We start from the raw sequence: 20869 nt of genomic DNA on the forward strand, positions 1-20869 counted from the left end.
GCGCCAATCACCGACGACGCCGCGTGAACGTGGCGCGGCCAATGCCAGCGCCCCCGCACAAGGGCCGCCCCGCCGTGCTGGGGGCGTCCCCCTCCCGAATCGCAAAGCGATTCGAGAGAGGGGGAAGGCGCGAAGCGACTCAGGGGGTGCTTCATAGCGTCCGCGCGATTTCCTTGACGTCGAAGAATTCCAGCTGATCACCTTCCTTGACGTCGTTGTAGTTCTTCAGCTTGATACCGCACTCGAAACCTTCCTTGACATCCTTGACGTCGTCTTTCAGGCGGCGCAGCGACTCGACTTCGCCGGTGTAGATGACGACGTTCTCGCGCAGCAGGCGGAACTTCGCATTGCGATGCACCATGCCGGACGTGATGTACGAACCCGCAACGGTACCGATCTTGGAGGCCACGAACACCGTACGGATTTCGGCCGTGCCGATGATCTCTTCGCGCTGCTCAGGTGCCAGCATGCCGGACATGGCCACTTTCAATTCATCGACGGCGTCGTAGATGATGCTGTAGTAGTGCAGTTCGACATCGTTGGCTTCAGCCAGCTTGCGCGCACCGGCGTCGGCCCGCACATTGAAGCCGATGACGATGGACTTGGATGCAATCGCCAGGTTGATGTCCGACTCGCTGATCGCGCCTACGCCGGTATAGACCAGTTGCACCTTGACTTCGTCGGTCGAGAGTTTGAGCAGCGACTGCGACAGCGCCTCTTGCGAACCCTGCACATCGGCCTTGACGATGATGGGCAGCATCTTGACTTCGCCCGCCGTCATGTCGGAGAACATGTTCTCCAGCTTGGCTGCCTGCATCTTGGCCAGCTTGGTATTGCGGAACTTACCGGCGCGGTAGGTCGCGATTTCGCGTGCACGGCGCTCGTCGGTGAGCACCATGAACTCGTCGCCAGCCTGCGGCACTTCCGTCAAACCCTGGATTTCCACCGGAATGGACGGACCTGCGGACTTGGCGGTCTGGCCATTTTCATCCAGCATGGCGCGCACGCGGCCAAAGGTCTGGCCGGCAAGCACCACGTCGCCCACCTTGAGCGTACCGGACTGCACCAGCACCGTCGCAACCGGGCCACGGCCTTTGTCGAGCTGCGCTTCAATCACGAGGCCCTTGGCCAGCGTCGTCACCGGCGCCTTGAGCTCCATCACTTCGGCTTGCAGCAGTACCTGTTCAAGCAGCGCGTCGATGCCCATGCCGGTCTTGGAAGACACTTGCACGAAAGGTGTGTCGCCACCGTATTCTTCAGGCACCACCTGCTCGACCACCAGCTCCTGCTTGACGCGCTCAAAGTTGGCGTCGGGCTTGTCGGACTTGGTGATGGCCACCACCATGGGAACACCGGCCGCCTTGGCGTGCTTGATGGCTTCCTTGGTCTGCGGCATGACGCCGTCGTCGGCTGCCACCACCAGAATCACGATGTCGGTCGCCTGTGCACCACGGGCACGCATGGCGGTGAACGCCTCGTGACCGGGGGTATCGAGGAACGACACCATGCCGCGCGGGGTCTCGACGTGGTAAGCCCCAATGTGCTGCGTAATGCCGCCCGCTTCACCCGTCGCCACCTTGGTGCGGCGGATGTAGTCCAGCAGCGAGGTCTTGCCGTGGTCCACGTGGCCCATGACGGTGACAACCGGCGCGCGCGAGACGAGCTCGGCGGTTTGCAACGATGCATCCTCTTGCGCAAAAGCTTCCGGATCGTCCAGCGCGGCGACCACGGCCGTGTGGCCGAGTTCCTCGACCACGATCATCGCGGTGTCCTGGTCCAGCGGCTGGTTGATGGTCACCATCTGGCCCATCTTCATCAGCGCCTTGATGACTTCAGACGCCTTGATGGACATTTTGTGCGCCAGCTCGGCCACCGTAATGGTTTCAGGCACGTGCACTTCAATGGCGCGCATCTCCACCGGTGCGGCGTGTGCGTGCTGATCAGAACGGTCGCGGTCGTTGCCACGGCGGCCGCCGCTGCGCGAACCGCTGCCACTGCGCCAGGCACTGGCTCCACCACGTCCACCGCCCGTGTCGCCACGGGTGGGAATGCCCTTTTTCTTGGCTGCGTCACCCGCCCAACTCGACGAGAGCTTGGCTGACTTGACTTCCTTGCCGGCACCCCCTGGGGCACCTGGGGAGCCCGCCGCACGCGGTGCCGCACCAGGGGCGGCAGCCGGCTTGTGCAAGGTGCCCTTCTTGGCGTCGCCAGCGCGCGCAACCACCTTGGGCTCTTCCGGCTTCTTGGCTACCAACACCTTGGCAGGCGCCGACATCATGGAGCGAATGGCAGCGGCTTCCGCCAATGCCTTGCGACGGCGCTCATCCAGATCGCTGGCGCGTTCGGCTTCCTCGGCGGCACGCGCGCGGGACTCGGCTTCGGCCTTCTCACGCGCTTCGGCCTGTGCGGCCGCGCGGGCTGCGGCCTCGGCGGCCTGCTCACGCGTGGCCTCCTGCTTCTCAGCAGACGCCTGCGCCTTTTTCTCGGCTTCCTGCGCGGCATAGGCTGCGGCGCGCTCTGCGGCTTCGCGTTCGCGCTGCTCGCGCATCTCGCGGTCGCGGCGTTTCTCGCTCAGATCCTGCTCCTGGCGGCTGATCAGCTCGGCCTGGCGACGCGCTTCCTCCTCGCGGCGTGCGAGATCAGCGTTGTCCTGTTCTGGCGCCTGCTCCACGTCTTCCGGCACGGCATCAATGTCCGACAGTGCTGCAGCCTCCGCCGCATCGTCACGCTTGACGAAAGTGCGCTTTTTGCGCACTTCCACCTGAATGGTACGCGCCTTTCCAGAGGCATCGGCCTGCTTGATTTCGCTGGTGGAGCGCTTTACCAAGGTAATTTTTTTGCGATCCGATGCTGCAAGACCATGGCTGGCCTGCAGATGCGCGAGCAGCTTTTGCTTGTCGCTCTCGGTCAGAACGTCGGACGCAGCGGCCTTGGAGACACCGGCAGACTTGAGCTGTTCGAGCAAGACGTCAGAGGTTTTTTTGAGTTCGCTGGCGAACTCGGCAACGGTATTACTGGACATATGTGGTTCGTGCCTCCCGACCTTTACGCTTGCCCCGCGAACCAATGCTCGCGTGCTTTCATGATCAATGCCTTGGCGTCGTCTTCGGTTTGCCCTGTCAGCTCGATGAGCTCATCCAGGCCCAAGTCGGCCAAATCGTCGCGTGTGTGTACGCCACCCCCAGCCAGCTTGGCAATCAGCTCGGGCGTCACGCCTTCGAGATCGCGCAAATCCTGAGAGACGCTCTCGACACTGTCTTCGCGTGCGATTTCCATAGTCAACAAGGCATCCTTGGCGCGCGCGCGCAGTTCGTTGACGGTGTCTTCGTCGAAACTCTCAATCTCCAGCATTTCCTGCAGCGGCACGTAGGCCACTTCTTCGAGGGTGTTGAAGCCCTCTTCGATCAGGGTGTCGGCGATCTCCTGGTCAACATCAAGCTTTTCCATGAACAGGTGACGCGCCATATTGGTCTCGTTGGCCTGCTTCTGGGCCGATTCGGCAGCGTCCATGATGTTGATTTTCCAACCCGTGAGGTCAGACGCAAGGCGCACGTTCTGGCCGCCACGGCCGATGGCAATGGCGAGGTTTTCCTCATCCACCACCACATCCATAGCGTGCTTTTCCTCATCGACCATGATCGATGAGACATTCGCTGGCGCCAGGGCGCCAATGACAAACTGCGCCGGGTCTTCGGACCACAGCACAATATCGACACGCTCACCAGCGAGTTCGTTGGTCACGGCATTGACGCGCGTGCCACGCACACCGACGCAAGTGCCGATGGGGTCCACGCGACGGTCATGCGAGAGCACGGCAATTTTGGCCCGGCTGCCGGGGTCACGGGCACAGCTCTTGATCTCCAGCAGGCCCTGCTCGATCTCGGGCACCTCATGGCGGAACAGCTCGATCATGAATTCTGGCGCCGAGCGCGAGAGGATGATGGGCGCGCCGCGCAGCGTCAGGTCCACCTCCATGATCATGGCGCGCACGCGGTCGCCGCTGCGCAGGTTTTCCTTGGGAATCATCTCGCTGCGGCGCAGACGCCCTTCGACGCGGCCAGACTCGACAATGAGGTCCCCCTTGTCCATGCGCTTGACGGTACCTGTCAGAATCTTCTCGCCACGCGACATGAAGTCGTTCAGCAACATTTCGCGCTCGGCGTCACGAATCTTCTGCAGGATGACCTGCTTAGCAGCCATCGCGCCAATGCGGCCGATGGGCACAGATTCGATGCCTTCCTCAATGTACTCGCCGACCTCAACGTCTGGAACGCGCTCCCGCGCATCCATCAGCAACTCTTCAGCGTCAGGGTTTTGCAGACCGGCGTCGTCAGGCACCACCAGCCAGCGACGGAAGGTTTCGTAGTTACCGCTGTCGCGGTCAAGCGCCACGCGGATATCTACTTCGCCGGAATAGAGTTTTTTCGTCGCCTGGGCCAAGGCGGATTCAACGGCACCCAGCACCACGTCCCGCTCAACGCTTTTTTCGCGCGAAATGGCATCCACCAACATCAACAATTCGCGATTCATGCAACGACTCTCCTATTTCTTTCACCTTGGGGCCACACGCAGGCGGCCCGGACCGACTTCATCCCTCACGGGATATCACCCCGACGCCGCCCCCGCGCCGCGCCCTTTGAAATTCACAATGGGCGCCAAGCGCACCTCCTTGAGTTCATCAAGTGCAAAACCCAGCGCCTGGAGCGGCGTCTGCGCCCGTTTGGCGCTGACACGCTGACCAGGCTTGATCGGCGGCTCGTCGCGCCACGTAATCTGCCAGCCGCCACCCTCGGCACGCTCAAGCGTGCCGCGAAACTTCTTGCGCAGCGGGCTCACCTGCCCTGCCGCGGCAGCGCCTATGGGCTGCTTGAGGACAAGATCAATCACCTGACCCTCAAAACGCACAAAATCCTGCTCGTGGCGCAAAGGCCGATCGATACCGGGCGAAGACACCTCAAGCCGCGTGTACTCCACCGCATCCACTTCCAGCGCAAACTGCAGCTGCCGCGTGACCTTCTCGCAATCTTCCACGGTGATGAATTGCTCAGACCGCGAACCACCGATTTCTGCCGGCGCCTGCCAAGGCAAATCAATGGTGATGCGCAACAGGCCACCGGGGCAGCGAGCCACCTCGACCAAGTCGTACCCCAGGCCGATGACAGTTTGCTCGACGATTTGCTGCAGCGCCACGTATTGAATTCAATTCCGGAAAAACAAAAAACCCGAGAACCCCCTGAGGCTTCGAGCTCCAAAAGCTTACGGCCAAAAAAAACGGGCGGTTGGTACCCGCCCGCTTGGTCGTGAGAGAGCCATTGTAGCCCGGAAAACCTCCTCACAAAAGCCCCTGGCCCCTGAAAAACGCAAAAACAGGCCTTGCCACACCCCCAGCAAACGGCTGGCGCAGGGCCGCACGGTCAGTTCCTGCTTGCACGGACCCGCTCGAACAGCGCCTGCCCCTGCGGGTCCACCCCAGGCGCCAGCCCTGAGGCGCCCGCCTGCAGGTTGCTGATGAGGCGCGTCAGAACGCCGGCCTGCGGCAGCAAGGGGCCGAGAAAGCGCGTGCCACTGGCATCGGCCACTAACAGCGTGGGAAAGGTTTCCACGTCGACATCGCCCGTGACTTCGGCTTCATCCTCGATGTCTACCCATTCAAAGCGAATCGCCGGCCACTGGCGCGCAACGGCTTCGAACGTCGCACGGTAATCGCTGCAAGTATTGCACCAGCCGGCGCATAGACACACCACCCACAAGAGGCTGGGGGCCGACTTCGGTTCGGTGGCCAAAGGTTTCACGGCGTGGGACTGCGTCATAGGCATTTAAGGGAGGCGCCGCACCATAGGTGCGCACGACAGGTCGCCATGGTAGCCGCAGTCGCTCTGGTCACAGAACATGTTTACGATCTCTCCAAGGTCACACAAGCGTCTTTTCAGAACGGCATACAAGATGCAGCAGCCTGCCCGGAAAGTCGCTTTCCCTTCAGATTGGGGCGAAATCGGGCGATTTCCACGTCCGGCAGCTTGGCAATGGGCATGCACCGATGCTGCGCAGCCAGGCTTAAACTTGTCCTGATTGCGCCCGAATGCGGCCCCGGATGGATCGTCAACACGTTCTGATAGGAGATCCCATGAACAAGGTCTACGCCTGCATCGACGGCCGCACCACCACCGCCGCCGTCATCGACTGGGCCGCCTGGGCGGCGCAGCGCCTGTCTGCGCCACTCGAATTGCTGCATGTGCTGGAGCGCCCGCCCGAGCTGCCCAACGTGGGCGACTACAGCGGCACGATCGGCCTGGGGGCACAAGAGGTGCTGTTACAGCAACTGAGTGCACTCGATGAGCAACGCAGCAAGCTGGCGCAGCAGGCCGGACGCGACATGCTGGAAGCTGCCAGCCTGCGCGCCCAAGCTGCCGGCCTGCCGGTGCCCGCCACGCACATGCGCCACGGCGAACTCGTCGATACCCTTTTGGAACTCGAACCCGAGCTGCGTTTGTGCGTGCTGGGCGCGAACCACCGGGCCAGCGGGCCGCGCCGGCTGCACCTGGACCACCATGTCGAGCGCGTCATCCGGGCGCTGCAACGGCCGGTACTGGTAGCCACCAGCGAGCGCTTTGCCCCGCCCGAGCGCTTTGTGGTGGCCTACGACGCCAGCCCCACCGCCCGGAAAATGGTGGACATGGTGGCTGCCAGCCCCCTGCTGCGCGACCTGCCGGCACTGATCGCCATGGTGGGCGAAGACACGCCCGAGGCGCAGGAGCCACTCGCTGCTGCCGCCGAACTGCTGCGCGTCGCGGGTTTTTCGGTGCAGACGCGGCTGTTACCGGGCGAGCCCGAAAGTGCGCTACCCGAACTGCTCGCCAGCCAGGGCGCGGCCCTGCTGGTCATGGGTGCCTACGGCCATTCGCGCATTCGCCAGCTCATCGTCGGCAGCACCACGACGACGCTGCTGCGCTTGTCCGATGTGCCGGTGTTGATTCTTCGGTAACTCTGTTTTTGATAGCTGCTAGCGCTTACCCAATAAGCGCGAGAGGCCATTTTTATCGGATTTTATGCCTACCTCAGACACGGTCCGTTCTCCCTGAGCCTGGAAGGCCGATCCGGCAAGCTCCAGCAGGCGCGCAATGCCGACGGGCTCCTCGCTCAGCAGCGGGACGATGGCCCAGCGCGTGGCGTGCTGCGTGATGACGGCATCGATCTCGCGCAGCTCGTTGCGGGCGCGCTGGCGCAGCAGCGGCGAGGTCACCCGAGCAGCCGCCACGCTGTTGTTGATGACCCAGGCCCAGGGCTCAATGCCGGCGCGGCGCAGGTCGTTCTGCAGGTTGGCGGCTTCCAGCACCGGCGTGGTCTCGGCCAGCGTGACCAGAACCACCTTGGTCTGCTTGGGGTCCTGCAGCTGCATCATCGGCGTGGTGAAGTGCACGCCTGTGCTGCCCATCTGGCGCACGATGTCGCGGTGGTAGGCGCCGGTGGCGTCCAGCAACAGCAGCGTGTGGCCGGTGGGGGCCGTGTCCATCACGACAAACTTCTTGCCCGCTTCGCGGATGGTGCGCGAGAAGGCCTGGAAGACGGCGATTTCTTCGGTGCACGGCGAGCGCAGGTCTTCTTCGAGCAGTGCGCGCCCTGCGGCGTCGAGCTTGGCGCCCTTGGCTGCCAGCACCTGCTGGCGGTAGCGCTCGGTCACCTCGTGCGGGTCGATGCGGCTCACGGTGAGGTTCTCCAGCGCACCGCTCAGGGTTTGCTCCAGGTTGGCCGCCGGGTCCGACGTGGACAAGTGCACCGCAAAGCCCCGGTGCGCCAGCTCCACAGCGACGGCGGCGGCCAGGGTGGTCTTGCCGACGCCGCCCTTGCCCATCAGCATGACCAGCCCGTGGCCATCGGCGGCGATGCCATCCACCAGCGCGGCCAGGCGCGGCAGGTCGGTCTGTGGCTGCTCGCCAGCGTCGTCAGACATCACCGCCGGTACGGTCTCCACCAGCAACTGGCGCAAGGCCTCGCGCCCCACCAGGTTGAAGGGCTTGAGCGCCACGAGGTCGGTGGGCAGCGCCTGCAAGGCGGGCGGCATGGCGGCGAGCACGGCCTGCTCGCGCCGGCAGATGGCGGCGGCCAGCGGGTCTTGCGCCGCTTCGCCGGGCGGAAACACGCCGTTCACCACCAGGAATTGCTGCCCCAGGCCGATCGCGTCCAGTTCGCCATGCGTGCGCGCGGCTTCGCGCAGCGTGGACTGCTGCGCGCGCGCCACCAGCACCAGCCGGGTGCGCGTGCCGTCGGCCAGCGCCGCCACGGCCGCCGCGTACTGGCTGCGCTGCTTTTCCAGCCCGACCAGCGGGCCCAGGCAGGAGGCATCGCCCTTGCCAGACTCCAGAAAACCGCTCCAGGCCCCCGGCAATTGCAGCAGGCGGATGGTGTGGCCGGTGGGCGCGGTGTCAAAAATGATGTGCTCGTAGCGCGCGTCCAGGCTGTCGTCGGTCAGCAGCGCGGTGAATTCGTCAAACGCGGCAATCTCGGTGGTGCAGGCGCCCGAGAGCTGCTCTTCAATGCCCTTGACCACGTCGTCGGGCAGCACGCCGCGCACCGGCCCGACGATGCGGTCACGGTAGCCCTGCGCGGCCGCCTGGGGATCGATCTCCAGTGCCCACAGGCGCGGCACCTCGGGCACGGCCGTGACCTGGTTGCCAATGGCGACGCCAAACACCTGGCCCACGTTCGACGCCGGGTCGGTGCTGACCAGCAGCACGCGCTGGCCCTGCGCGGCCAGTTGCATGGCCGTGGCGCACGCCAGCGAGGTTTTGCCGACGCCGCCCTTGCCGGTGAAAAATAGAAAGCGCGGCGCGCTGTCGAGAAATTTCATAGGGTCTTTCGGTTCAGCAGCAGGCGCCGCCCGAGCAGCAAGCGCCCGTGGACTGCGGCTCGGCAGCGGGCAGCGCGATGCCGGCCCAGCGCGCCAGATCGCTGCGGCTGGGGTAGCGGCCAGCCAGCGCCACCTCGCCCGCCACCAGCGTGAGCGGCAGGGCCTCCTGACCCGAGCGCTGCAAAAAGCCTTTCACCAAGGGATTCTCGGCAAACGCCAGGGGCTGCTGCGCGAGGTTGAAGCGCTCGATCTGCGCGCCGTTCTGGCGCGCCCAGTCGGCATCGGCGGAGAAGTTGACGAGGGCTTGGTCCACGTCAGTGCCGCACACGCCGCTGCTGCAGCACAGGGCCGGGTCAAAAATCTGGATGGTGCTCATGGGGAACTCCTGGTATTTGGGGCCTGTTAAAGGCCCTAGTGGGAAGACAGGCCGCGTGCGGTTTCCTCTAGCAGGTGCTGTTGCAGCTTCTCGACCGGTAGGTTGAGCAGCAGTTCGAGGCGGCGCTTGATGGCGTGCAGCGTCTGGCGGAAGGCCTCGCGCTTGACTGCATCCGGCGCATCGCCCGCCGACGGGTCGGCATAGCCCCAGTGCGCGCTGGCGGGGTGGCCGGGCCAAAGGGGGCAGACCTCGCCTGCAGCGCTGTCACAGACGGTGATGATCAGGTCCATGTGGGGCGCGCCCGGGGCGGCGAATTCGTCCCAGTTCTTGCTGTGCAGGCCCTCGGTAGAAATACCGGCGCGCTGCAGAACCTCCAGCGCCAGCGGGTGCGGCTGCTGCCCGGGCCGGGGGCTGCTGCCAGCCGACCAGGCCTGGAAGCGCCGCGTGGGTGCCCGGCTGTCCAAGTGGTTAAGCAGCGCTTCGGCCAGGATGCTGCGGGCGGAGTTGTGGGTGCAAAGAAACAGGACGTTGCGCATGGCTTGTGGTCGATCCGAAGGATGGTGGAGTGGAAAAAGGCCTGCGTTTTGGGGCGTCAGGCGCGGTTGGTGCAGGCTGCCATGGCGCCAGCCGGCAGACAGGCCTCGGGGTGGCCTGCGCAGCATTCGTCCGTCAGGTAAGCGATCAGTTCGACCATCAGGGGAATGTGGGCGCGGTAGCGCTGGTAGCGCCCCTCCTGTGTGGCGGTGAGCAGGCCGGCCTGCGTGAGGGCCTTCAGGTGAAACGACAAATTGGTGGCTGGCACCCCCAGCGCGGCCGCAATCTCGCCCGCCACCAGGCCCTCAGGGCCTTGTTTGACGAGGAGGCGAAAGACATCAAGCCGGACACCCGATGCCAGCGATTCAAAGACAGTGGTAGCGGTTTCTTTTTCCATTTTGCAATTATTCAATAATAATTGAATAATTGCAACGTAATGAACCCAAGCGCACAAGGCGTCAGGCGGCCCGAACGAACCGGCTCCGCTTCTCAGGCCGACACGCGGATGGCCGAAAAAGCCAGGTGGTGCATGAATTCACGCAGGATCAGCAGCACAGCCGCAAACGCTGTGCTGTCGGGCAGGCCTTCGAGTACCGCCGGGCGGCCCTCGGCCACGGCGGTCAGCCGCTCAAAAGTCTGCTCCATGCGCTCCAGGGGCAGCACCATGCACGCGCCAGGGGCCACGCCCGCCATCAGGGCAATGTCACGCACCGACGGGTCCGTCGACCACAGAGTGGAACGGGGCGGCAACAGCGCAGCCAGGCGCATCACTTCGTCCTCCACCGTGGCAATGGCGTTTTCCATTTCCAGCGGCGTCGGCGGGCTGCGCCGGAAGAACATTTGCGCCGTTTTCAGCGCACCGATCGGCAGTACGAGGGTGGCGGCCGCCTCGGCGCCCTCCCCCGTGGCCACGACCGTGTGCTCGGCACCGATGTGCAGCACCGTAAGAGCCTCGGTCGACCCGGCATACACGCGCACCGTTCGGTAGGCATGGCGGATGCTCGCCTCCGCATCCCAGGGCGTCGGTGCGGGTTCAGGGGGCGTAGCGTGTGGTTCCATGGAATATTTCCTTCGGTGAGCGCCCTTGCCGCCAAGGGCCAAATGCAAACCAAGCGCCTGAACGGTCCAGGCGGGGACCGAGCACACTAGGCGATCTGCTCAAAATCGATGAAACCCCGCTCCACATTGGTCGCCACCAATTTGACGCGCAGCTTCTGGCCCACATCCAGGTGGGTGCCAACGCCCACCAGCATGCCTTCGGCAGGCGGCACGAAGATGCGCACCCAGGTGGCGCGGTCGGTCGCGCCGGTGACGACGGCGTCGAACTTTCTGCCCACCAGCCCCTGCAGGTACAGCGCGGCTTCGGACTTGCGCACACTGCGCTCCACCTTCTGCGCTGCGTCTTCCTGCTGCGTGCAGTGCTCGGCCAGAAGCTCCAGCTCCGCCGCGCCATAGGGCGAGTGCTCGCCCTGCAGCAGCGCCTTGACCATGCGCAGCGTGATCAGGTCGGGGTAGCGCCGATTGGGCGCGGTGGAATGGGTGTAGTCGCGCACCGCCAGGCCGAAGTGGCCGATCGGCTCGCCGCGCGGGCGTTCCACCACGTATTCGCCCGAGCCCATGAGCTTGACGATCACTAACGAGAGGTCGGGAAACCTCAGCGGGTCGGCCTTGCGCCGGCGCGCCAAAAAACCCTCCAGCGCGCGCGAATCGGGCGCCGACGGCAGATGCTCGCCGTATTTGGCGGCCACCTCCACGATGCGCTGCCAGCGCTCGGGCGAGCGCACCACCCGGCGCAGGGAGCTGGCGCCGTGCTGCGCCAGGAACTGCGCGGTGCAGGTGTTGGTGGCGATCATGAATTCTTCAATCAGCTGGCGCGCGCGGTTTTGCGCCTGCTGGACGATGTCCACCACGCGCTCTCCCTCGAACACGGCGCGTGGCTGGAAGGTTTCCAGGTCAAGCGCGCCCTGCTCGCGCCGGCGTGCGCGCATGCGCTGGGCCACGGCGTCCTGCGTACGCAGTTGCTCGTCCATACCCGGCACGTCGCGCGCGGCGTCTGGCAAATCGCCCACGCCCTCGATCCACGCGGACACGGCCTCGTAGGCCAGCTTGGCCTGGTTGCGCACGCGGGCACGGTGCACGGTGCTGTGGGTCACCACGCCACCGTGGTCGACCAGCATTTCGGTGACGATGGCCAAGCGGCTCTGCCCGGCATTGAGCGAAGTCAGGTTGGTGGACAAACGCTCGGGCAGCATGGGAAACACCCGTGCCGAGGTGTAGACCGAAGTGGTGTTGGTGCGCGCATGCACATCGATGGCGGAGTTTTTCTTCACCAGCGCGTCCACATCGGCCACGGCGACAAAAATCTTCACTGCACCGCGGCCCATGGCAGCGCAGGCGGTGAGCTGGTCGAGATCGAGCGAATCGTCGTTGTCGATGGAGCACCAGGGTAGCGCCGTGAGGTCGCGGATGGTGGAACTGGCGTCTCTGCCTGGGCCCGTGATGGCATGGAGTTCCTGGAGGGCGCCAGCAGGAAATTCGGGTTCCAGGCCGCGCTCCTTCATAGCCTCGGTGGCAATGCGAACCAGGTCGCTGCGGCGAAAGTTTTGTGGATGGCTCATGGTGCAACTGTAGGGCAGCGGATCAGTGCGCCGGACCCGCAGCGGGCCGCACGCGCACAAAAACCGCCATCGCCGCCAGCGACAGCGCAGCCGCCAGGCCAAACGCCAGGCTGGGGGACAACGTCCACAGCGCCCCGGCCACGAGCGAGGCCGGCAGGTACAGCAAACCCGTAACGAAGTTGTAGGCCCCCATGGCCGTGGCGCGGCGCTCGGGTTCGATATCGGCAATGAAGGCCTTGCTTTGCGACTCTTCAATCGCATAGAAAACGCCGTAGATGCAGAACACCGCGATCATCTCCCAGCGCGTGCCGGCAAACACCATCCACAGGTTCAGGCCGGCGTACGCCCCGTAGCCCAGCAGCACGATACGGCTGCGCCCTACCCGGTCGCCCAGGTGTCCCACCAGCGGCGCCACAACGACGCAGGTGGTGTTGAACAAAGCATAGAGCAGCACCACGTCGGTCATGCTGAAGCCCACGTCGTGCGCGCGCAGCAGAAAAAAGCCCAGGCTGAAGTAGCCCAGCGCAAACACGCCGGCCGGCAGCAGGAAGCGCTTGAAGCCGGGGCTGAGCTGCTGCCAGTTCTGGCGCAGGCCTTCGCGCGGATGCGGCTGGCCCGGAGCGTTCGAGATGAGCATGAGCACCAGCACGGCGAGCACCGCCGGCACCACGGCCACCAGGAACAGCAGGCGGTAGGTGCTGGCGGATTCGCCCAGCCATTTCAACAAGCCGTAGGCCACCAGGGGGCCGACGACGGCGCCCGATTTGTCCAGCGCCTTGTGTACGCCGAGCGCATAGCCGCGTGTGGCCTGGCCCGCCACCGACACCAGCCAGGCGTCGCGCGGCGGCCCGCGAAAGCCCTTGCCCAGGCGCTCGAGCACACGGAACACCGCCAGGCCGGCAATGGACGAAGACACCAGCAAAATCAGTTTGGCCACTGAAGAAAAACCATAGCCCGCCGTGGCGAACCACTTGCGCTGACCGCTGCGGTCCGACAACCAGCCGGCCAGGTAGTTGAGCGAGGAGGCGGAAAAATCCGCCAGCCCCTCGATGAGCCCCAGCAGCGCACTCGATGCGCCGGCCACCGTGGTGAAGAACACGGCGAACACCGAGAAAATCATCTCCGAACTCAGGTCGGTGAGAAAGCTCACCAGGCCGAGCTTGAGCACATCGGGGTGCAGCTTGGCCCTGGGTTGGCCCAGCGCTGGAGGCGCCGTGGAGTCAGGTGCTGCGGGTGCGGACGGAAGCGGTGGCTCTGGGTGCATGTCTGTCGGGCGGCGCCCAGAGGCGGCCGGGTTAGATACTATTAAAACTATAGCTGGTAGCGCATACGGTATAAGCGCTAGAGGCGATTTTTATCTGAAATTTTTCTGCCCATAGCAAGGCAGCATCAAGGAAGCGGCGCGAAATCAATAAACCCCTGGGCCACATCGGCGCTGAGCAGCTTGACACGCAGCTTCTCGCCCACCTCCACCTGCGCCCCGGCGCCCTCCAGTTTGCCTTCCACCGGCGGCACCAAGGTACGAATCCAGGTGCCCCGGTTGTTCCTGCCGGTGACGATGGCGTCGAACTCGGCGCCTATCTTGTCCTGCAGGAACAGCGCGGCCTCAGACTTGCGCAGACTCCGCTCCACCTTCGTGGCGGCGCTTTCCTGGTGGTTGCAGTGCTCGGCCAGGGCCTGCAGTTCGGCCACGCTGTAGGGCGCGCTCTGCCCCGCCAGCACCGCCTTGACGAGCCGGTGGCTGATGAGGTCGGGGTAGCGGCGGTTGGGCGCGGTGGAGTGCGCGTAGTCCCGAATCGCGAGGCCAAAGTGGCCATAGTCCTCGATGGCTACGGTTTTTGAGCGATCCACCGGCACGCCGGGCTGGGCATCCTCGATCACGTATTCGCCCGCGCCCATGAGCTGCACGATGGTGAGCGAGAGGTCGGGGAAACGCAGCGGATCGGCTTGGCGCCGGCGCTCCAGAAAGGCCTCCAGCGCCTTCGAATCGGGCTCGGCCGGCAAGCTATCGCCGTATTTCTTGGCCACCTCGACCACGCGGCTCCAGCGCTCGGGCGAACGCACCACACGGCGCATGGCCAAGCCGCCGTGCCGCTCCAGAAACTGCGCGGTACAGATGTTGGTCGCCACCATGAATTCTTCAATCAGCTGGCGCGCGCGGTTGTGCTCGCGCTGCGAAATGGCCACCACCTGATCGCCTTCGACCTGTGCGCGCGGCTCGAAGGTTTCGAACTGCAATGCGCCCTGCGCCGTGCGGCGTTGGCGCAGCGCCTGGGCGGCGGCGTCCTGCAGGCGCAGTTGTGCATCCATGCCGGGCGCGGCACGAACGGCGGCAGGCATTTCGCCGTTGCCGTCCAGCCAGGCGGCCAGAGAGTTGTAGGCCAGCTTGGCCTGGTTGCGCACCTGGGCGCGGCAGATGGAGAAGCCACTCACCTGCCCTTCCGCATCCACCACCATGGCCGTGACGATGGCCAGGCGGTCCTGGTGCGCGCCCAGTGAGCTGAGGTCGGTGGAGAGCCGCTCGGGCAGCATGGGAAACACGCGGGCCGCGGTGTAGACCGAAGTGGTGTTGCGCTGCGCCTGCAGGTCGATGGCCGAGCCCTTGTGCACCAGCGCATCGACATCGGCAATGGCGACGGACACCGTCCACCCGCTGCCCGACGGCTCGCAGCAGCTGAGCTGATCGATGTCTTGCGAATCGTCGTCGTCAATGGAGCACCAGGGCAAGGCACGCAGGTCGCGGATGTTGGGCCCAGCCTCCTGCGCAGGGCCGGCAATGGTGGCCAGCTCAGCCAGTGCAGCGGCTGAAAAATCCGGGGCCAGGCCGTGCGCGGCCAAGGCCGCCACCGCAAGCTGCACCAGGTCGCTGCGACGCGAAATGGCTGGGGTGGTCGCTGTGGCATGGACCTGAACGGCTTCGGTGCTGGAGGGTTCGCTCATGCCGCAATGGTAGAGCCTCACGCGCCTACCAAAGGGGTATCCGCCCATGGCGCTTATTCCATTGCCCAATCCATCGAGCACGCGAAGGCGAAGCGCAGACAGTGCTGTAGCACAGGAAGCGAAGTCGGCAAAGGAATCGCTTGATTGAGAAATGGAATCACCCGGCGTTCGGAGTCCGAAACCTGCTTTCGTCGATTGGCTGGGGCCGGGATGGCACCATTCAATGGCATTCAGGTCGAGAGGGGATTGCTATCATAACAATAGCATGAACCGCTGAACTGAAAGGCGCTAGGTGCCAATTCCGGCAAAAAAATCTACCAATACCGTCAGGACGGATGATCGGCTGCCTACACTGAGACACGCAACACGCCTGGCCGCGCCAAATTGCGGCGACCCATGCCCCGTCCAATGAAGTGATTTCCATGCCTACCAGAATGACGCGCTCGCCTTCTCCACCCGAGGCTACCGGGTCAATCGCCACCCACCATGGCCTGAGCGCCGCCGAGGCTGCCCGCCGCCTGGCTGCGGACGGACCCAATATGCTTCCCGGCAGCGCACCCAAGTCCAGTTGGGCCATCGTGCGGGACGTGCTCACCGAGCCGATGTTCCTGATGCTGTTGGCCGCGGGCGGCATCTACCTGGCGCTGGGCGACCGGGGCGAGGCACTGTTCCTGCTCGGCTTCGTGTTCGTGGTCATCGGCATCACGCTGGCACAGGAGCGCAAGACGCAGCGCGCCCTTGAATCCCTGCGCGATCTGTCGGCACCGCGCGCGCTGGTCATCCGCGACGGCCAGGAGCAGCGCGTGGCCGGACGCGACGTGGTGCGCGATGACCTGCTGGTGCTGCATGAGGGTGATCGCATCGCCGCCGACGCCCTACTGATCGACGGCCAGCTCGAAGTGGATGAATCGCTGCTCACCGGCGAAGCGGTGCCTGTGGCCAAGCTGTCCGTGGTACAGAACGAGCAGACGGCCGCCAACGCCGGGCCGCCCCAAGAGAGGCCAGCCCCCTTGGGGGGCAGCGCGGCACACGAAGTGGCAAGCGTGGGGGCACTATTCGCCAGCACCGTGGTCACGCGGGGCGTGGGCATGGCCCGGGTGTGCGCCACCGGAGCCCAGACAGCCGTCGGACGCATTGGCGCCGACCTGGCGGCCACCACCGAGCCGCCCTCGGCGCTGCAGGAAGGCTCACGCCGGCTGGTGCGCAACCTCGGCATCGGTGCCTTAGTGCTGGCGCTGGCCCAGGTGCTGCTGGGCTGGTGGTGGAACGGCCGGCCGCTGCTGGAGAGCCTGCTCTCGGGCATCGCCCTGGCCATGGCCATCCTGCCCGAGGAGATTCCGGTCATCCTCACCGTGTTCCTGGCCCTGGGGGCGTGGCGCATCGCGCACCAGAAGGTCCTGACGCGGCGCGTCACCGCCGTCGAGGCACTGGGCGCCATCACCGTGCTGGCCGTGGACAAGACGGGCACGCTCACCGTCAACCGCATGGCGGTGGCGGAACTGGCCACTCCCGAACAGCATTTCCGCCCCGAAGGCGCCAGCCATCTGCCCGAAGACTTTCACCTGCTGGCCGAATTCGCCATGCTGGCGACGCCGGGCGATCCGTTCGACCCCATGGAAAAGGCCATTCAGCATTTCGGCCACCAGTGGCTGGAAGGCACCGAGCATGTGCATGACGGGCGTGAGCCCGAGTTCGAATACGCCCTCTCGGGCGAGATCCTGGCCATGACGCGCGTGTTCGCCAGCGACGAGCCGGACGTGCACCTGCTGGCCACCAAGGGCGCACCCGAGGCCGTGGCCGATCTGTGCCATCTCGACGCGGTGCGGCTGGGCGCGATCCGCAGCCAGGTTGAAGCCATGGCCGAGCGCGGCCTGCGCGTGCTGGGCGTGGCGCGGGGGCGCTGGCGGGGCCAGGCCCCGGCGCCCGACCAGCCCCCGCCCTGGCCGCAAAGCCAGCACGACTTCGATTTCGACTTCCTGGGCCTGGTGGCCCTGGCCGACCCACCCCGCCCCGAGGTGCCCGCCGCGCTGGCCGAATGCCGACGCGCCGGCGTGCGTGTGATCATGATGACCGGCGACCACCCGGCCACGGCCCGCGCCATTGCCCAGCAGGTGGGCCTGTCAGACCGCCCCGACGTCATCACCGGCGCAGAGCTGGAAGCGCTGGACGATGCGGCCCTTGCCGAGCGGCTGCGCCACGTGGACCTGTGCGCGCGCCTCCAGCCCCAGCACAAGCTGCGCCTGGTGCAGCTGCTGCGCGCCAGCGGCGAGGTGGTGGCCATGACCGGCGACGGCGTGAACGACGCCCCCGCACTCAAGGCCGCCGACGTGGGTATCGCCATGGGCGAACGCGGCACCGACGTGGCGCGCGAGGCCGCCGCGCTGGTGCTGCTGGACGACAGCTTTGCGCGCATCGTGGCCGCGATCCGCCAGGGACGGCGCATCGACGACAACGTGCGCAAAGCCACGCGCTTCACCTTTGCGGTCCACATCCCCATCATCGCGCTGGTGCTGGGCCCCACGCTGCTGAAATGGCCCACGCTGCTGATGCCGGTGCATATCGTGCTGCTGCAGTTGCTGATCGACCCCACCTGCGCGGTCGTGCTGGAAGCCGAGCCCGAAGCCAGCGGCAGCATGGAACGGCCGCCCCGCCCTGTTTCCGACTCGCCCTTTGCCATGGGCCCCTTGCTTTACTCCGTGCTGCAAGGCATTGGCATGGCGGCCGTGCTGCTGGCTGGGCAGGCCTGGCTGGCGGACCAAGGCTGGAGCAGCGCCCAGAGCCGCACCGTGGTCTTCCTCACGTTGGTGCTTGGCGTGATGCTGTTGATTCTGGCAAACCGCGATCTGTCGCGCCCCGCGCTACTGGGCATCACCGCCCCCACTCCCTGGCTGTGGCGCATCACCGCCGCCATGCTGGTGCTGCTGGCTGCGGTGCTGGCCATTCCATGGCTGCGCGCCCTGATGGGGTTGGTTTTGCCCGGATCTCAGGGCATGGTGGTGGCCGCGGGCCTGCTGGTGCTGTGCCTGGCGTGGCTGGAACTGCTGCGGCTGGCGGGACGGCGCCTAGTGCGGCCCCGGTTGCCCGGGCCTGCTCTGCGCCAATAAAACGACCTACCGTGCCACGGGCGGCGCGGCGTGGTCCAGGTCGGGCAGGCGCCACGGGTCCACATGGGTCATGAGGTTGAGCACACGGTGGCGCTGCAGCACGCGCTGGCGCGCTGCAACGGCAATGTCGTGGCCGGCCTCCACGGTCAGCGCGGCATTCACCTCCAGGTGCGCATCAACGACGATCATGTCGCCCATCTTGCGCGTGCGCACGTCGTGCACACCGCTCACGCCAGGGGTGTCGAGCAGCGTCTGGCGGATGGCCTGCACCTCCTGCTCGTCCACCGAACGGTCCATGAGGTCGTGCAGCGCATCCCAGCCAAACCCCCAGCCCATTTTTGCGACCATGAAGCCGACGATGAGCGCGGCGATCGGGTCCAGGATGGGATAGCCGGCCAGATTGCCGGCGATGCCGACACCCACCACCAGCGACGAGGCGGCGTCCGAGCGCGCATGCCAGGCGTTGGCCACCAGCATGCTCGACTTGACGCGCTTGGCCACGGCCAGCATGTAGCGGAACAGCAGCTCCTTGCCCAGCAGCGCGCCGCCAGCCACCCACAGGGCGATCACATGCACCTGCGGTACGGTTTCGGGGTTCTCCAGCTTGACAACCGCGGACCACACCATGCCCACGCCCACGCCCAGCAGCAGCAGACCCAGCACCAGCGAGGCGGCTGTCTCGAAACGGTGGTGACCGTAAGGGTGGCCCTCGTCGGCGTCTTTCTGGGCATGGTGGTTGGCGAACAGCACCACGAAGTCGGCCACGAGATCCGACAGCGAATGGATGCCGTCGGCGATCAGGCCCTGCGACTTGGCCAGCACGCCCACCACGATCTGCACCGAGGTCAGCAGCACATTGACCCCCACGCTCACCCAGGTGCTGCGCGATGCGGCGGCGGCCCGCTGCTGGGGCGTGTGTTCGGTGTGCTCGGTATCGTCTTCAAGTTCGCTGAATTTCATCGCCGGGGTTCCGTAGTGTCAGCACGCCTTCGCGCCACGCGGGGATTCTGCCCCGCCGCTGCGGCGGCCTGCCGGTGGCATAGCAGAAAACATCAGCCCGCAGCGCCAGCGCCGGCGGATTGGATCTCGACCGTGATATGGACCAGTTCCTCGTGCACCCGCAGCTGCTGCTTGAAATATTCCGGGTCTGCACCCGGTGCCGTCACCAGCGACACGATGCAGGCATAGTCGCCCCGGCCCACGCGCCAGACGTGCAAATCGCTGATGCGCGCCGGCACCGGGCTGGCCGCAATGACCTCGCGGATTTCCTCCACCACCGGCGCCTCCATCTCGGCATCGAGCAACACCTTGCCCGCGTCGCGCAGCAGCCCTTGGGCCCACACGGCCACCAGGCCCGCGCCCGCCAGGCCCATCACCGGGTCGAGCCAGTCGAAGCCCCAGAGCTTGCCGCCGAACAGCGCCACGATGGCCAGCACCGAGGTGGCCGCATCGGCCAGCACATGCAGGTAGGCCGAGTGCAGGTTCAGGTCATGGTGGTGGCCCGCATGGCCATGGGAATGCCCGTGGCCGTGGCCATGGTGGTGGCCGTCGCGCAGCAGCCAGGCGCAGGCCAGGTTGACGAGCAGACCCAGCACACCGATGGCGATGGCCTCGTCATAGTGGATGGGCTGGGGCGCCAACAGCCGCTGGAGCGACTGCACCAGCATCACGCCCGCCACCAGCACCAGCGCCAGCGCGCTGGTGTAGCCCGCCAGCACCTCGATCTTCCAGGTACCGAAGGAAAACCGCCGGTCGTGCGCATAGTGCCGCGCCGCCGCATAGGCCATGGCCGACAGGCCCAGCGCCAGCGCGTGCGAACTCATGTGCCAGCCGTCGGCCAGCAAGGCCATGGAGTTGAAGATCCAGCCGCTCGCGATCTCGACCACCATCATCGCCGCCGTCAGGGCCATCGCCCAGCGCGTATGGCGTTCGGCCAGCGGGTTGCCCTGGTGGAAATGGTGGGAATGGGTCCAGTCCGGGTTCTGGGCAGAGGCTTGCATGGGAGGAAGGCGGCGGGAGAATGCCTGAAATATACTCCACCCCAGTATCAAAAAGGGCAAGCACCATGGCACACACCATCGCAGGGAAGAAGCAGTTGCTGGCGCGCGTGCGCCGCATCCAGGGCCAGGCCGCTGCACTGGAAAAAGCCCTGCTCGCCGAGACCGACTGCGCCGCCGTGCTGCAGCAGATCGCGGCAGTGCGCGGCGCTGTCAACGGTCTGATGGCCCAGGTACTGGAAGGCCACCTGTGCGAGCACGTAGGCGCACCAGGGCTTTCAGAGGCGGCCCGCAGCGAAGCCATGAACCAGGTCACGGCCGTGCTGCGCTCGTACCTGCGCTAGCCTCTGCACGAATCGTCGCGCCGTGTGCATCTGCGGCCTCGGGCGATCCGCAGCGCCCACTTGCCACGCAATTCGTGCAGAGGCTCCTTAGCCGAAATGCATCGGGCCGCA

17 protein-coding genes and 1 pseudogene are annotated in these 20869 nt (G+C 65.6%); 4 read left to right on the forward strand and 14 right to left on the reverse strand.

Annotated elements, in window-relative coordinates; translation table 11 throughout:
- Positions 1-151 precede the first annotated feature (151 nt).
- From infB to D3F03_RS03215, 4 genes are all read right to left on the reverse strand, one after another.
- On the reverse strand, positions 152-3022 hold the full coding sequence (infB, locus tag D3F03_RS03200) for a translation initiation factor IF-2 (RefSeq protein ID WP_119107885.1): 2871 nt from the start codon (positions 3020-3022) through the stop codon (positions 152-154).
- A 23-nt stretch (positions 3023-3045) separates the two neighbouring features.
- Positions 3046-4530 (reverse strand): transcription termination factor NusA, encoded by a 1485-nt coding sequence (gene nusA / locus D3F03_RS03205; protein WP_119107886.1) that lies wholly within the window; start codon positions 4528-4530, stop codon positions 3046-3048.
- A 75-nt stretch (positions 4531-4605) separates the two neighbouring features.
- Entirely contained in the window at positions 4606-5190 is a 585-nt protein-coding gene (gene rimP / locus D3F03_RS03210) for a ribosome maturation factor RimP (RefSeq protein ID WP_119107887.1), read from the reverse strand.
- A gap of 224 nt (positions 5191-5414) precedes the next feature.
- Positions 5415-5816 (reverse strand): thioredoxin family protein, encoded by a 402-nt coding sequence (locus D3F03_RS03215; RefSeq protein ID WP_119107888.1) that lies wholly within the window; start codon positions 5814-5816, stop codon positions 5415-5417.
- Between the two features lie 308 nt (positions 5817-6124).
- Here D3F03_RS03215 and D3F03_RS17555 point away from each other — a divergent pair.
- Positions 6125-6580: pseudogene (locus tag D3F03_RS17555) on the forward strand (universal stress protein); the annotation flags it as partial.
- Positions 6581-6673: 93 nt separating this feature from the next.
- Positions 6674-6982, forward strand: coding sequence for a universal stress protein (locus D3F03_RS17560; protein WP_425453087.1), 309 nt, complete (start codon positions 6674-6676; stop codon positions 6980-6982).
- An 18-nt stretch (positions 6983-7000) separates the two neighbouring features.
- On the opposite strand, the gene arsA is transcribed toward D3F03_RS17560, so the two are convergent.
- The 8 genes from arsA to D3F03_RS03260 all read right to left on the reverse strand — a co-directional run bounded on the left by arsA (position 7001) and on the right by D3F03_RS03260 (position 15313).
- A complete protein-coding gene (gene arsA / locus D3F03_RS03225; protein WP_119107890.1) occupies positions 7001-8845 on the reverse strand; it encodes an arsenical pump-driving ATPase in 1845 nt (614 codons plus the stop codon).
- Positions 8846-8858: 13 nt separating this feature from the next.
- On the reverse strand, positions 8859-9221 hold the full coding sequence (gene arsD, locus D3F03_RS03230; protein WP_119107891.1) for an arsenite efflux transporter metallochaperone ArsD: 363 nt from the start codon (positions 9219-9221) through the stop codon (positions 8859-8861).
- Positions 9222-9256: 35 nt separating this feature from the next.
- The gene (locus D3F03_RS03235; RefSeq protein ID WP_119107892.1) at positions 9257-9757 is read right to left on the reverse strand and encodes an arsenate reductase ArsC; all 501 of its coding nucleotides are present in this window, start codon (positions 9755-9757) and stop codon (positions 9257-9259) included.
- Positions 9758-9813: 56 nt separating this feature from the next.
- The gene (locus tag D3F03_RS03240) at positions 9814-10152 is read right to left on the reverse strand and encodes an ArsR/SmtB family transcription factor (protein WP_119107893.1); all 339 of its coding nucleotides are present in this window, start codon (positions 10150-10152) and stop codon (positions 9814-9816) included.
- A gap of 92 nt (positions 10153-10244) precedes the next feature.
- Positions 10245-10814, reverse strand: a complete 570-nt coding sequence (locus D3F03_RS03245) for a hypothetical protein (RefSeq protein WP_119107894.1) — start codon at positions 10812-10814, stop codon at positions 10245-10247.
- Between the two features lie 86 nt (positions 10815-10900).
- Positions 10901-12373: an RNB domain-containing ribonuclease gene (locus D3F03_RS03250; protein ID WP_119107895.1), complete on the reverse strand. Its 1473-nt coding sequence runs from the start codon at positions 12371-12373 to the stop codon at positions 10901-10903.
- A 22-nt stretch (positions 12374-12395) separates the two neighbouring features.
- Entirely contained in the window at positions 12396-13637 is a 1242-nt protein-coding gene (locus D3F03_RS03255) for an MFS transporter (RefSeq protein ID WP_119107896.1), read from the reverse strand.
- 125 nt (positions 13638-13762) lie between these two features.
- Positions 13763-15313 carry an RNB domain-containing ribonuclease gene (locus D3F03_RS03260; RefSeq protein ID WP_199665398.1) on the reverse strand — a complete coding sequence of 517 codons (1551 nt, stop codon included), beginning with the start codon at positions 15311-15313 and terminating at the stop codon, positions 13763-13765.
- 422 nt (positions 15314-15735) lie between these two features.
- Between D3F03_RS03260 and D3F03_RS03265 the strand changes: the two genes are divergently transcribed.
- Positions 15736-18417, forward strand: coding sequence for a cation-translocating P-type ATPase (locus tag D3F03_RS03265; RefSeq protein WP_425453065.1), 2682 nt, complete (start codon positions 15736-15738; stop codon positions 18415-18417).
- Between the two features lie 6 nt (positions 18418-18423).
- Here the strand turns inward: D3F03_RS03265 and D3F03_RS03270 are convergent, their stop codons facing one another.
- Both D3F03_RS03270 and dmeF read right to left on the reverse strand, forming a co-directional pair.
- Positions 18424-19377, reverse strand: coding sequence for a cation diffusion facilitator family transporter (locus tag D3F03_RS03270; RefSeq protein ID WP_119107898.1), 954 nt, complete (start codon positions 19375-19377; stop codon positions 18424-18426).
- Between the two features lie 92 nt (positions 19378-19469).
- Positions 19470-20417, reverse strand: coding sequence for a CDF family Co(II)/Ni(II) efflux transporter DmeF (gene dmeF / locus D3F03_RS03275; RefSeq protein ID WP_119107899.1), 948 nt, complete (start codon positions 20415-20417; stop codon positions 19470-19472).
- Between the two features lie 65 nt (positions 20418-20482).
- Between dmeF and D3F03_RS03280 the strand changes: the two genes are divergently transcribed.
- The gene (locus D3F03_RS03280; protein ID WP_119107900.1) at positions 20483-20758 is read left to right on the forward strand and encodes a metal/formaldehyde-sensitive transcriptional repressor; all 276 of its coding nucleotides are present in this window, start codon (positions 20483-20485) and stop codon (positions 20756-20758) included.
- Positions 20759-20869 lie beyond the last annotated feature (111 nt).

It is taken from the genome of Simplicispira hankyongi, assembly GCF_003570885.1.
Lineage (GTDB): Bacteria > Pseudomonadota > Gammaproteobacteria > Burkholderiales > Burkholderiaceae_C > Simplicispira > Simplicispira hankyongi.

Bases quoted from the DNA above. Each gene is read 5' to 3' on its own strand.
- D3F03_RS03270 (WP_119107898.1), bottom strand. From the start codon at position 19,377: ATGAAATTCAGCGAACTTGAAGACGATACCGAGCACACCGAACACACG.
- arsA (WP_119107890.1), bottom strand. From the start codon at position 8,845: ATGAAATTTCTCGACAGCGCGCCGCGCTTTCTATTTTTCACCGGCAAG.
- D3F03_RS03265 (WP_425453065.1), top strand. From the start codon at position 15,736: ATGCCTACCAGAATGACGCGCTCGCCTTCTCCACCCGAGGCTACCGGG.
- D3F03_RS03215 (WP_119107888.1), bottom strand. From the start codon at position 5,816: ATGCCTATGACGCAGTCCCACGCCGTGAAACCTTTGGCCACCGAACCG.
- nusA (WP_119107886.1), bottom strand. From the start codon at position 4,530: ATGAATCGCGAATTGTTGATGTTGGTGGATGCCATTTCGCGCGAAAAA.
- D3F03_RS03240 (WP_119107893.1), bottom strand. From the start codon at position 10,152: ATGGAAAAAGAAACCGCTACCACTGTCTTTGAATCGCTGGCATCGGGT.
- arsD (WP_119107891.1), bottom strand. From the start codon at position 9,221: ATGAGCACCATCCAGATTTTTGACCCGGCCCTGTGCTGCAGCAGCGGC.
- D3F03_RS17560 (WP_425453087.1), top strand. From the start codon at position 6,674: ATGGTGGCTGCCAGCCCCCTGCTGCGCGACCTGCCGGCACTGATCGCC.
- D3F03_RS03280 (WP_119107900.1), top strand. From the start codon at position 20,483: ATGGCACACACCATCGCAGGGAAGAAGCAGTTGCTGGCGCGCGTGCGC.
- D3F03_RS03260 (WP_199665398.1), bottom strand. From the start codon at position 15,313: ATGAGCGAACCCTCCAGCACCGAAGCCGTTCAGGTCCATGCCACAGCG.
- D3F03_RS03235 (WP_119107892.1), bottom strand. From the start codon at position 9,757: ATGCGCAACGTCCTGTTTCTTTGCACCCACAACTCCGCCCGCAGCATC.
- infB (WP_119107885.1), bottom strand. From the start codon at position 3,022: ATGTCCAGTAATACCGTTGCCGAGTTCGCCAGCGAACTCAAAAAAACC.
- D3F03_RS03250 (WP_119107895.1), bottom strand. From the start codon at position 12,373: ATGAGCCATCCACAAAACTTTCGCCGCAGCGACCTGGTTCGCATTGCC.
- dmeF (WP_119107899.1), bottom strand. From the start codon at position 20,417: ATGCAAGCCTCTGCCCAGAACCCGGACTGGACCCATTCCCACCATTTC.
- D3F03_RS03255 (WP_119107896.1), bottom strand. From the start codon at position 13,637: ATGCACCCAGAGCCACCGCTTCCGTCCGCACCCGCAGCACCTGACTCC.
- D3F03_RS03245 (WP_119107894.1), bottom strand. From the start codon at position 10,814: ATGGAACCACACGCTACGCCCCCTGAACCCGCACCGACGCCCTGGGAT.